This window comes from Streptomyces sp. NBC_01471 (genome assembly GCF_041438865.1).
In the GTDB taxonomy this organism is placed as follows: Bacteria; Actinomycetota; Actinomycetes; order Streptomycetales; family Streptomycetaceae; genus Streptomyces.
The window spans coordinates 4,866,435-4,880,143 of record NZ_CP109450.1; the positions used below are offsets into that span (position 1 = coordinate 4,866,435).

General features: G+C 71.2%; 11 protein-coding genes, 1 tRNA gene and 1 pseudogene. 5 read left to right on the forward strand and 8 right to left on the reverse strand.

Annotated features, from left to right (window positions below):
* Positions 1–8 precede the first annotated feature (8 nt).
* Together OG285_RS21785 and OG285_RS21790 are read right to left on the reverse strand one after the other, a co-directional pair.
* Entirely contained in the window at positions 9–2,528 is a 2,520-nt protein-coding gene (locus OG285_RS21785; RefSeq protein ID WP_371791960.1) for an ABC transporter permease, read from the reverse strand.
* A 79-nt stretch (positions 2,529–2,607) separates the two neighbouring features.
* Entirely contained in the window at positions 2,608–3,378 is a 771-nt protein-coding gene (locus tag OG285_RS21790; protein WP_371791961.1) for an ABC transporter ATP-binding protein, read from the reverse strand.
* 399 nt (positions 3,379–3,777) lie between these two features.
* Here OG285_RS21790 and OG285_RS21795 point away from each other — a divergent pair.
* Both OG285_RS21795 and OG285_RS21800 read left to right on the forward strand, forming a co-directional pair.
* Positions 3,778–3,860, forward strand: a tRNA-Leu gene (locus tag OG285_RS21795).
* A 129-nt stretch (positions 3,861–3,989) separates the two neighbouring features.
* Complete coding sequence (locus OG285_RS21800; RefSeq protein ID WP_356834791.1) at positions 3,990–4,889, forward strand: Bax inhibitor-1/YccA family protein; 900 nt, start codon at positions 3,990–3,992, stop codon at positions 4,887–4,889.
* 94 nt (positions 4,890–4,983) lie between these two features.
* Here the strand turns inward: OG285_RS21800 and OG285_RS21805 are convergent, their stop codons facing one another.
* On the reverse strand, positions 4,984–5,214 hold the full coding sequence (locus OG285_RS21805) for a DUF4287 domain-containing protein (RefSeq protein WP_356834789.1): 231 nt from the start codon (positions 5,212–5,214) through the stop codon (positions 4,984–4,986).
* Positions 5,215–5,325: 111 nt separating this feature from the next.
* On the opposite strand from OG285_RS21805, the gene OG285_RS21810 reads away from it, so the two are divergent.
* Entirely contained in the window at positions 5,326–5,643 is a 318-nt protein-coding gene (locus OG285_RS21810) for a hypothetical protein (RefSeq protein ID WP_371791962.1), read from the forward strand.
* 70 nt (positions 5,644–5,713) lie between these two features.
* On the opposite strand, the gene OG285_RS21815 is transcribed toward OG285_RS21810, so the two are convergent.
* The 3 genes and pseudogenes from OG285_RS21815 to OG285_RS21825 all read right to left on the reverse strand — a co-directional run.
* A complete protein-coding gene (locus OG285_RS21815) occupies positions 5,714–6,541 on the reverse strand; it encodes a hypothetical protein (protein WP_371793580.1) in 828 nt (275 codons plus the stop codon).
* Positions 6,542–6,988: 447 nt separating this feature from the next.
* Positions 6,989–8,209: an acetyl-CoA C-acetyltransferase gene (locus OG285_RS21820; RefSeq protein WP_371791963.1), complete on the reverse strand. Its 1,221-nt coding sequence runs from the start codon at positions 8,207–8,209 to the stop codon at positions 6,989–6,991.
* 367 nt (positions 8,210–8,576) lie between these two features.
* A pseudogene (locus tag OG285_RS21825) lies at positions 8,577–9,578 on the reverse strand (SGNH/GDSL hydrolase family protein); the annotation flags it as partial.
* A 166-nt stretch (positions 9,579–9,744) separates the two neighbouring features.
* Between OG285_RS21825 and OG285_RS21830 the strand changes: the two are divergent.
* Complete coding sequence (locus tag OG285_RS21830; protein ID WP_371793581.1) at positions 9,745–11,136, forward strand: cystathionine beta-synthase; 1,392 nt, start codon at positions 9,745–9,747, stop codon at positions 11,134–11,136.
* Between the two features lie 161 nt (positions 11,137–11,297).
* On the opposite strand, the gene OG285_RS21835 is transcribed toward OG285_RS21830, so the two are convergent.
* Positions 11,298–11,864 (reverse strand): TetR/AcrR family transcriptional regulator, encoded by a 567-nt coding sequence (locus OG285_RS21835; protein WP_371791964.1) that lies wholly within the window; start codon positions 11,862–11,864, stop codon positions 11,298–11,300.
* A 122-nt stretch (positions 11,865–11,986) separates the two neighbouring features.
* Between OG285_RS21835 and OG285_RS21840 the strand changes: the two genes are divergently transcribed.
* Positions 11,987–12,883: an SDR family oxidoreductase gene (locus OG285_RS21840; RefSeq protein ID WP_356834779.1), complete on the forward strand. Its 897-nt coding sequence runs from the start codon at positions 11,987–11,989 to the stop codon at positions 12,881–12,883.
* A gap of 371 nt (positions 12,884–13,254) precedes the next feature.
* Here the strand turns inward: OG285_RS21840 and OG285_RS21845 are convergent, their stop codons facing one another.
* Complete coding sequence (locus tag OG285_RS21845) at positions 13,255–13,689, reverse strand: hypothetical protein (protein WP_356834777.1); 435 nt, start codon at positions 13,687–13,689, stop codon at positions 13,255–13,257.
* Positions 13,690–13,709 lie beyond the last annotated feature (20 nt).

Genomic DNA, 13,709 nt, shown 5'->3' on the forward strand with positions numbered 1-13,709 from the left:
CCGGCGGGCTACTCCGTCTTGATCGCCGTCAGCATGTTCAGCCGCGCCGCGCTGCGGGCCGGCCAGAGGGAGGCCACCACTCCGACGAACGCCGCGAGCACCAGGAAGAGGGCGATCCGGCCCCACGGCATGACCAGGACGTAGTGCGGGATGCTCGACTTGATGGTCTGGCCGACCGCCCAGGCCAGGAAGGTCCCCAGCGCGACCCCGACCACCGCGCCGAACAGCGAGATCACCACGGCCTCCAGCCGGATCATCCGCTTCACCTTGGCCCGGTCCAGGCCGATCGCCCGCAGCATCCCGATCTCCTGCTGACGCTCGAAGACCGACATCGCCAGGGTGTTGATGACGCCGAGCACCGCGATGATCAGGGCCATCGCCAGCAGTCCGTACATGATGTTGAGGGTGGTGTTGATCATGCCGCCCATGGCGTTGCGGATGTCCTGCTTGCCCAGGACGGAGATGGCCGGGTTGCCGCCCATCGCGTCCACCAGGGCCTGATCACCGGTGCCGCCGTGCGTCTTCACGAGGATCTGCTGGATCTCCGGCTTCTCCTCGTGCGCGGTGAGCACCGACATGGAGGCCAGGACGGGGGAGACGAACTGGTTCTCCTTGAAGACCGCGCCGACCGTCAGCGAGCCCTTCTTGTCGTCGAGGTACTTCGCCGACACCTTGCTGCCCGGCTTCCAGCCCTTCTTCTCCGCCGTCTTCTGCTCGACGGCGATCCGGCCGTCGGCGAGCGAGTCCAGCGAGCCCGAGACCACGGGGAGGCTGAGCACCTGCTGGATGTCGCCGGGCTTCACACCGGAGACCGCCTCGTCGCTGCCGTCGATGACGATCTGGCTGCCGGCCTGCGGGGAGACGGCGGCGACGCCCTTCGCCTTCTCCAGCGCGGTCACCGTGGAGGGGGTGAGCGACATGCCGTTGGCCATCTCGACCATGTAGTCGCCCTTGAAGTTGTCCGTGGTCACCCGGTCCACCGACTGGCCGACCGTGACACCGATCACCGTGAGCCCGGTGACCAGCGTCAGACCGATCGCGAGGGCGGAGGCGGTGGCCCCGGTGCGGCGCGGGTTACGGACCGCGTTCTGGCCCGCGAGCTTGCCCGACACCCCGAACACCCGGGTCAGCAGCGGCCGTACGAGCGCGATGACCGGCCGGGAGAGCAGCGGGATCAGCACGATCACACCGATCAGGGCCAGGAAGGCACCGGCCCCGATCATCATCCGGCCGCCGGAGCCCGCCGACGCACCGGCCAGGATCACGGCGGCGCCGATCAGGGTGATGACGGCGCCGATCGAGTTCCGTACCACCAGGGACTTCGTCGTGGCGGGCAGATGCGCGCTGCCCATGGCCGCGACCGGCGGGATCTTCGCCGCCCGGCGGGCGGGCAGCCAGGCCGCGAGCATCGTGATCAGTACGCCGACGAGCAGCGCGGCCAGTGCGGTGCCCGGCGCCACGATCAGCGGACCGCCGGGCACTTTCGCCCCGAACGAGCCCATCGCGGACCGCAGCCCCACGGCCAGGCCGATGCCGAGCACGAAGCCGACCACGGATGCGACCGCGCCGACCACCAGCGCCTCGGCGAGCACCGAGCGGGTGACCTGCTTGCGGGACGCGCCGACGGCGCGCAGCAGGGCCAGCTCCTTGGTGCGCTGGGCGACGAGCATGGTGAAGGTGTTGGAGATCAGGAAGATCCCGACGAAGAGCGCGACCGCGGCGAAGCCCAGGAGCATCTGGCTCAGCCCCGACATCTCCCGCGTGATCTGCTTGGCCTGCTCGTCGCCGAGCTGCTTGCCGGTCTTCGCTTCGGCGTTGTCCGGGAGGAGCGGCTTGACCGAGGCGAGGAGCTTGGCCTCCGGCGTGCCGGGGGAGGCCGCGATGTTGACGTCCTCGTACCAGCCGGGCTGCAGATAGAGCTTCTGCGCGGCCGCGGTGTCGAAGAGGACCAGGCTGCCGCCCGCGCCGACCGCGCCGTCGTCGGTGGTGAAGATCCCGGAGAGGGTGTAGGTGCGCACCGGCCCGTTCGTCGCGACCCGCACGGTGTCACCGACGTGGTAGCCGCCCTTGTCCGCGGTGTCCCGGTCCAGCGCGATCTGGCCGCTCCGGGCCGGGCCCGAGCCGTCGGTGAAGGCGTACTGGTCGTCCTTGCCGTGGGCGCCGGGGGAGAAGTTGCCGCCCTTGTTGGACCAGCCGTTGCCGATCAGCTTGCCCTTCTGGTCGGCGACGCCGGCGAACCCGGAGATGCGCCCGGTGGCCGAGGTGACACCGTCCAGGCCCCTGATCCGGTCCAGGGTCTTCGCGCTGACCCCGGGGGCTTCCTTGGGGTGGTCCGAGTCGGAGTACGAGGTGACCGCGACGGCCACGTCGGAGTAGTTCTTGGCGGACTGGTTGCGGAAGGCGTGGCCGAGGGTGTCGGTGAAGACCAGGGTGCCGGAGACGAAGGCCACGCCGAGCAGGACGGCGAGGACGGTCATCAGCAGCCTGGCCTTGTGCGAGAGCACATTGCGCAGGGCGGTACGGAACATGGTGGGTGTCAGTCCTGAGGTGAGGAGCAGGCGGGACGGGCGGAGTCGCTGGTACGGGGCGGGGGCCGGCCGGTGAGGGTCAGCTGGTCCGGCCCCGGGCGTCGAACTCCTTCATCCGGTCCAGTACGGCGTCGGCGCCGGGCGACAGCATCTCGTCGACGATCCGGCCGTCGGCGAGGAAGATGACCCGGTCCGCGTAGGCGGCGGCCATCGCGTCATGGGTCACCATGACGACGGTCTGGCCCAGCTCCCGTACGGAGTTGCGCAGGAAGCCGAGCACCTCGGCGCCCGAGCGCGAGTCCAGGTTCCCGGTCGGCTCGTCGCCGAAGATGATCTCGGGCCGCGAGGCCAGCGCACGGGCCACGGCGACGCGCTGCTGCTGGCCGCCGGAGAGCTGGGTGGGCCGGTGGCTGAGCCGGTCCTTGAGCCCCACCATCTCGATGACGTTCGCCAGCCACGCCTGGTCGGGCTTGCGGCCCGCGATGTCCATCGGCAGCGTGATGTTCTCGGCCGCGGTCAGCGTGGGCAGCAGGTTGAAGGCCTGGAAGATGAAGCCGATCTTGTCCCGGCGCAACTGCGTGAGCTGCTTGTCCTTGAGGGTGCTCAGCTCGGTCTCACCGATGCGCGCGGACCCCGACGTGAAGGTGTCGAGACCCGCGACGCAGTGCATCAGCGTCGACTTCCCGGAACCGGACGGGCCCATGATCGCGGTGAACTCGCCCTGCCGGAAGGCCACGGAGACGCCGTCCAGGGCGACCACCTGGGTCTCCCCCTGGCCGTACACCTTGGAGAGGTCGGTGGCGCGGGCAGCCACCGCGGTGGCGCGGCGGGCGGTGGTGGTCGAGGTCACGTGGGGCTCCTGTTCGGAACGGGATGCGGGGACCTCTTCATCCTGTCGGCCGCCCGGCGCCGGATCGTCCCTCCGCATGCCCGTTCCTCCGGCCGCCTTGAGAGTGACCGGGAGGGCGCCGCCTCCTCCTCCGGTATGACACCGCCCCCGAGACCCGTCCCCCTCAGGTGCCCCGGCCCGGCGGCGGGCCGTGACGGAGGGCCGCGACAGGCGACTTTCCGTCAATCCCGTACCCCCCGGTACGGGGCCGCCACCACGTGCGGCATGTGCCGATGGCGCATCCACTGGCTGACGCACCTTCAGGCATCAATAAAATAAGACAACATCGGGTTAAGGGTCCCCTGCCCGGGCGGCCCGTCCGGATAGTCTCTGAATCGCGAATGCGGTGCCGCGCGTCGTGCCCGGATGGTGGAATGCAGACACGGCGAGCTTAAACCTCGCTGCCCCTCGGGGGCGTACCGGTTCAAGTCCGGTTCCGGGCACCTCCGCCAGGCGCCGGGCGCGGCCGGTGCCGGGATCGCGGAAAGATCCTTCCCAGGCAGTACACCCTTCTCTTTGCTGTCCCATTACTCTGGTCACGAGGCCACGCACCGTGGCCACTGAGGAGTGAGATGAGGAGCAGCAACCCGGTCTTCTCGCGACGGGGCTTCAGCCGCGACAACGGCTACGCGGGATTCAACGCGGCGCCGCAGGCCGGGGGCCCAGCGGCAGGGGCCAACCCGTACGCGCAGGACCCGTCCGGCCAGAACCCCTACGCCGCCGGCCCCCACGCGCCCGGCCCGTACGCGACGAATCCGTACGTGACGGACCCCTACGGCCCGCAGGCGCCCGCCCGCGCCGGCGCCATGACGATGGACGACGTCGTCTCGCGCACGGCCCTCACGCTCGGCACGGCCGCCGTCGGCGCCGCTCTGGCCTGGGTGCTGCTGCCGATCTCCTCGACCAGCTACGGACTGGCCGTCGGCTCCGCGCTGGTGGCCTTCGTGCTGGCGATGGTGCAGTCCTTCAAGCGCACACCGGCACCCGCGCTGATCCTCGGTTACGCGTTCTTCGAGGGCATCTTCCTCGGCGTCCTCAGCGAGATGTACAACAGCCAGTGGTCGGGCGCGCCCTTCCAGGCGGTGCTGGGCACGATGGCGGTGTCGGCCGCGAGCCTGCTGGCGTACAAGCAGCGCTGGATCCGGGTCACCGCGCGGTACGTCCGCATCGGCATGACGATCGCCATGGCGTTCCTCATGGTGATGGTGGTCAATCTGCTGCTGGTCGTCTTCGGCATCGCCGGCGACGGCGGGCTGCGCGACTTCGGCCCGCTCGGCGCGCTCGTCGGGGTGCTGGCGATCCTGATCGGCTGCTTCTTCCTGACGCTGGACTTCAAGCAGATCGAGGACGGCATCGCCTACGGCGCCCCGCGCCAGGAGTCGTGGCTCGCGGCGTTCGGCCTGACCACGTCGCTCGTCTGGATCTACCTGGAGATGCTGCGGCTGGTCGCGATCTTCAGCGGCAACGACTAGTGCTGCGGCTGATGGCCCGGGGGCCGTCAGCGAGTCGGCGAGGGGCCCGTCCGGAGGTGTTCCGGGCGGGCCCCTTCGCGTTCCCGGGAGGTGCCTAGAGCAGCCGCCGCGCGGCTCGTCTCAGGTCGTACTCGTGGATGATCGCCTTGGCGTGACCGTAGGCGAGCCGGTGTTCGGTCCTGAGCCAGCTGACCTTCTCGTCGAAGCGGACGAGGGTGGGGCCTTCGTCGACGGCGCGGAGCCAGTCGGACACTTCACGGCCCGTGCACTCGGGGATGCGGGAGAGCAGGTTGCGGTGGGTCTCTTCGGAGAAGACTTGGGACATCGGCGCCTCCGGAGGCATTGCGCTGAGTCGGTGTTGCTGTTGCCTTCACTGCACCGTGCCTCAGCGTCGGCCCGTTGGCAACAGTCCGGGACGGGCGCGTAGGGTCGCGGCGTGCTCGATACGACGCCTCTCACCGCCGCAGCGGACCGCTTCGCCGACCGGCTGCGCTCCGCCCCGCAGAGCCGGCTCCAGCGCGGCGCGGCCGCCGCCGGGCTGACGCTGGCCAGGGAACTGTCGTCGTGGGCCCAGCGCCTGGAGTCCCCGGACGCCGCCGGGCGGATCATGCCGGACGCCGGGATGTTCGCCGTCGCCGACCAACTCGCCGTCGCGGCGCACGATCTGGCCGAGGAACTGCGAACGGCCCCGTCCGCGGATCTGGACGAGGCCGTGAAGTCGGTGGAGGCGGCCGAGGCCGGATCGGGGCTGTGAGGGGCCGCTGACCGGCGCCCATCGGTGCTGTGAACGGCACCGACCGGCGGTGTGCGGGACGTGAGGGGCGCTACAGCGACGCTATGACGCGGTCCGCGAGGATGTAGACGTTCTCCTCGCCGCAGGTGAAGGTCAGCGCGTACGCACCGGAGATGCCGGAACCGCCCAGCAGGACCGGGTTGTCGCCCGCACGCAGGGCTTCGGAGAGCCGCTCGGCGGTCTCCCGGTGACCCGGCGTCATACAGAGCGTGGTGCCGTCCGTGAAGACGTACACATCGAGCGTCCCGAGCGGACCCGGGCGGACGTCGGTGAGCGCGGTGCGGGTCTCGGCGAGCGCTTCGAGGCGGGTCACCATGCGCTCGTGCTCGGTCCCCACGGGGGTCTGCACGGGGACGAAGTCGGGGTGCGAGGGGTGCCTGCGGCGGGCCGCGGCCAGTTCGGCGCTGTCAGCCGGGTACTCGTCCGGGCCCGGCTCGTCGTCCGCGTCGAGGCCCGGCTCCACGGCCGGTTCCAGTTCCGCGCCGAAGCCGGTCTCGAAGGCCGGGTCGACGCCGGTGAAGTCGGTCTGGCGCGGCAGGAAGAACGCGGCGTCCTCGCCGAGTCCGGCCAGGCCGCCCAGCAGGGACGGTGCGTCCGCCGCGTCACGGGACTCCTGCGCGGCCCAGAAGGCACGCGCCTCGGCCAGCTCGCGTTCGCGCTCCTCGGCCAGTGCTTCCGCGACGGCCGCCCGTATCTCGGCCGCCGGGGTCTCGCGCGCGGCCGGTACGGTCGCGCCCCGCTCGCTGCCGCCGGGCGGGCCGGCGAGATCGTCGCGCAGAGCGGCGATCTGGCGGCGCAGGCCGTGTGCGGCATGCAGGGACGCAGCGCCGACGGCCGTGGCGGTGGCCGTCGTCAGCAGCAGGGCAATCGACAAAGTGCTCACTGACTTACTCCCGGATTCAATCGTTCCCCGACTTCCTACATCAGCTTGTCGTGAGAGTGCGTCCGTCGGCAGTGCATTACGTCATGAATTGGACAGGTCTTTGGGCCCTGGTTTTCCTTCTGCTGCCGCCGTGACCTGCGGGAATGAAGTGGCCTCGGGAGATAGGTCACATCCTGGGGGAGATTCGGTCACGACTGGGTGGCGAGAGGCTTGAGCAGAGGGGAGTTGTGACAGTGGCGTCATCAAACATGCCTCTGGGTAGCGGAGTTGAGAGCGCCCCGACCCTCCGGTGGGAGGGATCGGGGCGCTGTGTTCGACGCGGTGTCATCGGTTGGACGCTCTGCGTGCGGATCTGTGCTGGAGCTGTGTGGCTGGGGGCTGTGGGGCTGTGGAGCTGTGGAGCCGGGGGGGGGGCCGGCGGGATCAGCTGAGGCGCTCGATGACCATGGCCATGCCCTGGCCGCCGCCCACGCACATCGTCTCCAGGCCGAACTGCTTGTCGTGGAACTGAAGGCTGTTGATCAGCGTGCCGGTGATGCGCGCGCCCGTCATGCCGAAGGGGTGGCCGACCGCGATGGCGCCGCCGTTCACGTTCACCTTGTCCAGGTCGAGGCCCAGGTCCCGGTAGGACGGGATGACCTGGGCGGCGAACGCCTCGTTCAGCTCGGCCAGGTCGATGTCGCCGATCGTCAGGCCCGCCCGCTTCAGTGCCTGCTTGGACGCCTCGACGGGGCCGTACCCCATGATCTCGGGGGAGAGGCCGGTGACGCCGGTCGAGACGATCCGGGCCAGCGGGGTCAGGCCCAGCTCGCGCGCCTTGGTGTCACTCATGATCACCAGGGCCGCCGCGCCGTCGTTGAGCGGGCAGCAGTTGCCCGCGGTGATGCGGCCGTCGGGGCGGAAGACCGGCTTCAGGCCCTGTACGCCTTCGAGGGTCACACCGGCCCGCGGGCCGTCGTCCGCGGAGACGACCGTGCCGTTGGGGAGCGTGACCGGGGTGATCTCGCGGGCCCAGAAGCCGTTCTTGATCGCTGCTTCGGCGAGGTTCTGCGACCGCACGCCGAACTCGTCCATGTCCTGCCGGGTGATGCCCTTGATCCCGGCCAGGTTCTCGGCGGTCTGGCCCATCGCGATGTACGCGTCCGGGACGAGGCCGTCCTCGCGGGGGTCGTGCCAGGAGGCGCCCTCGCTCTTGGCCACGGCCTCGGTGCGCGCCTCGGCCTCGGCGAAGAGCGGGTTGTGCGTGTCGGGCAGGCTGTCGGAGTTGCCCTTCACGAACCGCGACACCATCTCGACACCGGCCGAGATGAAGACGTCGCCCTCGCCCGCCTTGATGGCGTGCAGCGCCATCCGCGAGGTCTGGAGGGACGACGAGCAGTAGCGGGTGACCGTACAGCCGGGGAGGTGGTCCATCCCCATGGCGACGCTGACGATGCGGCCCAGGTTGTTGCCCTGCTCGCCGCCCGGCAGCCCGCAGCCCAGCATCAGGTCGTCGATGTCGCGGGGATCCAGCTCGGGCACCTTGGCGAGGGCGGCCTGGATGATGGTGGCGGTGAGGTCGTCCGCCCGCAGGTCCTTCAGCGAACCCTTGAAGGCGCGGCCGATGGGGGAGCGGGCGGTTGAGACGATCACGGCTTCGGGCATCACGGCTCCATGGGGCTGAGACGGGGCTGGGCGGCAGGGCTGGTCGGGCGGCGGTGCTGGTTGGCGGCAGGGCTGATTGGAAGTTACCCGTACGTACCGCCGAGGTCACCGGGGGCGGTGTGTGATGCGGGACTCTTTTCTAAGCGACCGCTCAGGATGGCGGTGCCGGGGGCCGCGCGACCCCCGGCCCCCGGTCCTGCTCCGGGCCGGGAGCGACGGGCGGCTGCTCGCCGCCCGGCAGGTCCCCGGCCGGCTCCTCCTCGGGCGGGCGGTTCCCGGCCGGCTGCTGTCCGTGCGCGTGGTCCCCGGGCGGCTGCTGTCCGTCCGGATGGCTCCCGGTCGGCGGCCGGCCGTGCCGCCGCTGCCCGTGCCGCTGCTCCCCGGGTGGTGCGGCGTGCGCCGCCTCCGGTGTCTCCGGCAGGCGCCGCCGCCTGCGGTGCTTCAGCAGGGCCCAGGGCGCGCGGACCCCTGTGACCTCGGTGCCCGCCTCGGACGCTGCGGCCGACGCGGCCTTGGCCACCGGCAGCATGTCCTCGTCGCGGGTGGCGTCCAGGTGGTCGGTCTCCGGCCACAGGCCCAGCACCGCGCAGAGCGTGGGCAGCACCGCCATCGCGGCCGTCGCATACCCCTCGGCGGACGGGTGGTAGTTGTCCGGGCCGAACAGCTCACGGGGGTTCGCCGCGAACTCCGGGCCGAGCATCTCGCCCAGCGACACCGTCCGCCCGCCCTGTTCGACCACCCCGATCGTCTGGGCCGCCGCCAGCTGCCGGGAGACCCGCCGCGCCAGCCACCGCAGCGGCTGGTAGACGGGCTCGACCGTGCCCAGGTCGGGGCAGGTACCGACGACGACCTCGGCCCCCGCCGTCCGCAGTCTGCGGACGGCGGTCGCCAGATGCCGTACGGACTGAGTGGCCGGCATCCGGTGGGTCACGTCGTTCGCGCCGATCATGATCACGCAGACCTCGGGCAGCCGCCCCGGATCGGCGAGCACCAGCCCCACCTGCCGGTCCAGATCGTCCGACATCGCGCCGGGCAGGGCGACGTTCCGCAGGTCCACCGGCCGCTCGGCCACCGCTGCGAGCCCGGAGGCCAGCAGCGCGGCCGGGGTCTGACCGGCCCGCCACACGCCCTGGCCCGCCGCCGTCGAGTCGCCGAGCATGGCCAGCCGTAACGGCTCCAGATGCCCCGTGCGGCCCGCGAACGCCAGCCCGTACCGCCCGTCCGCGCTCGGTGCCGTAGGGGCCCGCCCGCCGCCCACGGAACGCTTCGCCAGCTGGACCTCCGCGAGCAGCACCCCCACCGCGGCCGCTCCGACCAGCCCGATGCTTCCGCCTCCGTATGCCGCGCCCGCGGCGATCCGTCGCGCCACCCTCGCCCTCGACACTGCCACCTCCTGATAGCCGTACACGTGCCGGCCGCTGTCCGCCGACCGGGCCGGACACCATCCGGGCGGTGGCCGGTCGATCGGGCCGTACCTCACCTAACTGCCCGGAGACCGGTGCAGCCCAATCTTGTCCAATACGCTGACCGCCATGGTGCACTTCCACGACTCGATGATCAGCCTCGTCGGCAACACCCCGCTGGTGAGGCTCAACAACGTGACCGCAGGGATCAGGGCGACCGTCCTGGCCAAGGTCGAATACTTCAATCCGGGCGGCTCCGTGAAGGACCGTATCGCCGTGCGCATGATCGAGGCGGCCGCGGAGAGCGGCGAGCTGCTCCCCGGCGGCACGATCGTGGAGCCGACCAGTGGGAACACTGGTGTCGGGCTGGCGATCGTTGCCCAGCAGAAGGGTTACAAGTGCATCTTCGTCTGCCCGGACAAGGTGTCCACTGACAAGATCAACGTGCTGCGGGCGTACGGGGCCGACGTCGTCGTCTGCCCCACCGCCGTCGACCCCGACCACCCCGACTCGTACTACAACGTCTCCGACCGCCTGGTCAGGGAGACGCCGGGCGCGTGGAAGCCCGACCAGTACAGCAACCCGAACAACCCGCGCTCGCACTACGAGACCACGGGGCCCGAGCTGTGGGAGCAGACGGAGGGACGGATCACGCACTTCGTCGCGGGCGTCGGCACGGGCGGCACGATCAGCGGGACCGGCCGGTACCTCAAGGACGCGTCCGACGGCCGGGTCAAGGTCATCGGCGCCGACCCGGAGGGTTCCGTGTACTCGGGAGGCTCGGGACGGCCCTACCTGGTCGAGGGCGTCGGTGAGGACTTCTGGCCGTCCGCGTACGACCGGACGGTCACCGACGGCATCGTCGCGGTGTCCGACAAGGACTCCTTCCAGATGACGCGCAGGCTCGCCAAGGAGGAGGGCCTGCTGGTCGGGGGCTCCTGCGGGATGGCGGTCGTGGCGGCGCTGCGGGTGGCCGAGGACCTCGGGCCCGACGACATCGTGGTCGTGCTGCTGCCGGACAGCGGACGCGGCTACCTCTCGAAGATCTTCAACGACGAGTGGATGAACGACTACGGGTTCCTGGAGCAGCCCGGCACCGAGCCGCGCGTCTCCGACGTGCTGCTGGGCAAGGAGGACGGCATCCCCCACCTGGTGCACATGCACCCGGAGGAGACCGTCGGCGACGCGATCGACGTGCTGCGCGAGTACGGCGTGTCCCAGATGCCCATCGTGAAGCCGGGGGCCGGGCACCCGGACGTGATGGCCGCCGAGGTCATCGGTTCGGTGGTGGAGCGCGAATTGCTCGACGCGCTGTTCGCCCAGCGGGCCTCGCTGGGTGACGCGCTGGAGAAGCACATGTCGGCGCCGCTCCCGCTGGTCGGTTCGGGCGAGCCGGTGGCCGATCTGATGGCGGTCCTGGGCAAGGCGGACGCGGCGATCGTGCTGGTGGAGGGGAAGCCGACGGGTGTGGTCAGCCGCCAGGACCTGCTGACGTATCTGGCCCGCGCGGCACGCGCCGCCTAGTACGGATCCCGCCCGGCCAGGTCCTGCCCGGCCAGGATCTGGCCGGGCGGTGTGCGGTGGCCCTCCCTCCGTGTATTCCGTACGCGGGGGAGGGGCGCCGCACAGCCGCCGGGCCCTACGGCTTCGCGGCTGCCTGCCGACGGGAGGGCATGATCCGGGGGTCAGGCGCCCGCGACCAAGGCCTTGAGTTCGGCGAGTGACTCCCTGATGATCTGCGACAGGTCTCGCTCACCGCTTCCGTTGATCCAGCTCTCGAAAGCGATCCGGAAGACGGCGACCCCCGCCTCGGCGGCCAGGCTCGCGGCCGGCTCCCCGGCACCGCGCTCCCGCAGCGCCTCGGCCAGCGCGGAGGCGAGTGAGGCGAACTTGATCAGCTCGCGCTCCCGAAGCTCCGCGTTCGCGGCGACGACGCTCTGGCGCAGCCGGGCGTACTCACGGCGCTCATGGAAATGGGCGCCCAGCGGTTCGAGTGCTGCGGCGATCGCGTCGATCGGTGTGGCCGAAGCGGGGGCGTCGGTCAGATGGCCCACGAGGAAGTCCTGCAGTTCGCCCGCGCCTCCGAACAGCACCTCGCGCTTGTCGGCGAAGTGCCGGAAGAACGTGCGCTCCGTGAGCCCGGCCCGCTTGGCGATCTCCGCCACCGTGGTCTGTTCGTATCCCCGCTCGACGTAGAGCTCCAGTGCGGCCTGCGCCAGCCGGCCGCGCCCGTTCGGCTCCCATCGACTCATGCCGCGGATTCTACGTGATGGCAGTGACTGACGTCAGGTGTTAAGGTCGATGACAGTCACTGACATCGCTAGTCCCGGTTGCGGCCCTGAACCCGGGACGTCGATCATCCGGAGGTTTTCCCATGCGTGTTTTCGTCACCGGCGCGTCCGGCTTCATCGGCTCGGCCGTCGTCCCCGAACTCATCGGCGCCGGGCATCAGGTCGTCGGGCTCGCCCGGTCGGACGCCTCGGCTGCCGCCCTGACCGCCGCCGGGGCCGAGGTGCACCGCGGAGACCTGGAGGACCTCGACAGCCTGCGCGCCGGGGCCGACGCCTCGGACGGGGTCATCCACCTCGCGTTCATCCATGACTTCTCGCGGTTCGAGAACGCGGCCCGTGTCGACCTGCGCGCCGTCGAGACGCTCGGCTCCGCGCTCGACGGGACCGGGCGGCCGTTCGTCATCGCCTCCGGCACGCTCGGGCTGGCTCCGGGGCGGTTGGCGACGGAGAAGGACATGCCGGAATCGGGGTCGCTCCGCGCCGCCGCCGCGGAAGCGGCGCTCTCCTTCGCCTCGCGCGGTGTCCGTTCGTCCGTCGTGCGGCTCGCCCCCACGGTGCACGGGGAGGGGGACCACGGCTTCGTACCGGTGCTGATCGCCACCGCGCGGGAGAAGGGCGTCTCCGGATACGTCGGCGACGGGGCCAACCAGTGGCCGACGGTGCACCGGCTCGACGCCGCGCGGCTGTTCCGCCTGGCGCTGGAGAAGGCTCCGGCCGGGTCCGTGCTGCACGCGACCGACGAGGAGGGTGTGCCGGTCCGCGTCATCGCCGAGGAGATCGGCCGGCATCTCGGTCTCCCGGTGGCCTCCGTCGCACCCGGGGACGCGGGCGGGCACTTCGGCTGGCCGGGAACCGCCCTGGCGGCCGACGTCCCGGTCTCCAGCGCCCTGACCCGCGAACTGCTGGGCTGGCAGCCGGTCGGCCCCGGGCTCGTGGCCGACCTGGACGAGGGGCACTACTTCGGCGTCCCGTCCGAGTGACGCCCCGTGCCGGGACGTGACGGCGGGGCCTGCGGCCGGGCGGCCGGGAAGAGTCGGGGAGTCGGGCCTGGGGCGGCCGGTCCTGTGGTCGCCCCCGGGCTTCGCCCAAGTGGTACACGGGTGACACGCCCGCGCAGCACCGGCTTAACACGGCTGCGGCAGATTGGTGGATGCCGGAAGGGAGACCCGCCGGCACCACGAACGGCGTCACGGACCTCCGGAGCGGCTCCCGGCCTCCAGGACGCCATGGACGCGGCACCCCGGCCCTGACCCGGACCCGCGTCCCTCGCGGGGACCGCCGTCGTCCCGCCCCCCGGCCCGCCGGGGGTGCGGCGGTCCTCGCGATCACCCGTGTGTGGCGGGCCCCCGCCTCAGTCCTCCCAGCCCGGTTCGGACGAGGACTTCGACCGTGAGCGCAGGTGCCGGAAGAGGCCGCCGTCGCGCGCGGCGTGGACCACGTTGACGCCCACGATCCCCACCCACGTCACGATGAGGCCGGCCAGCCCCGCGTTGACCACCCCGATCGCCGACAGCGGAACGGCGAGGATCATCGTCACGATCCCGAACCCGAACCGTTCGCCGAACCCGCCTTCGGGCTGCTGCGGGCGGCTGCTGTTCCGGGCGACGGCCATCTGCTGTTCGGCCATCTGCCGGCGCATCCGCCGGTCCACTGTGCCGTCGAGCCGCTGCTCGACCTTCTCCAGGAACGATTCGACCAGGGCCGATTCGTAATCCTCGCCCAGGTCCCTGCGGGCATGCAGGGCGGCGTCGAGTTCCTTCTTCAACTCCGGGTCGCTGGCTTCCATGGGTCTCACGGTACGAATCC

What these genes read in the sequence shown, in the direction of transcription:
- OG285_RS21785 (WP_371791960.1), bottom strand. Translation starts at nt 2,528, where the DNA reads ATGTTCCGTACCGCCCTGCGCAATGTGCTCTCGCACAAGGCCAGGCTG.
- OG285_RS21800 (WP_356834791.1), top strand. Translation starts at nt 3,990, where the DNA reads ATGAGGAGCAGCAACCCGGTCTTCTCGCGACGGGGCTTCAGCCGCGAC.
- OG285_RS21805 (WP_356834789.1), bottom strand. Translation starts at nt 5,214, where the DNA reads ATGTCCCAAGTCTTCTCCGAAGAGACCCACCGCAACCTGCTCTCCCGC.
- OG285_RS21820 (WP_371791963.1), bottom strand. Translation starts at nt 8,209, where the DNA reads ATGCCCGAAGCCGTGATCGTCTCAACCGCCCGCTCCCCCATCGGCCGC.
- OG285_RS21835 (WP_371791964.1), bottom strand. Translation starts at nt 11,864, where the DNA reads ATGAGTCGATGGGAGCCGAACGGGCGCGGCCGGCTGGCGCAGGCCGCA.
- OG285_RS21840 (WP_356834779.1), top strand. Translation starts at nt 11,987, where the DNA reads ATGCGTGTTTTCGTCACCGGCGCGTCCGGCTTCATCGGCTCGGCCGTC.
- OG285_RS21845 (WP_356834777.1), bottom strand. Translation starts at nt 13,689, where the DNA reads ATGGAAGCCAGCGACCCGGAGTTGAAGAAGGAACTCGACGCCGCCCTG.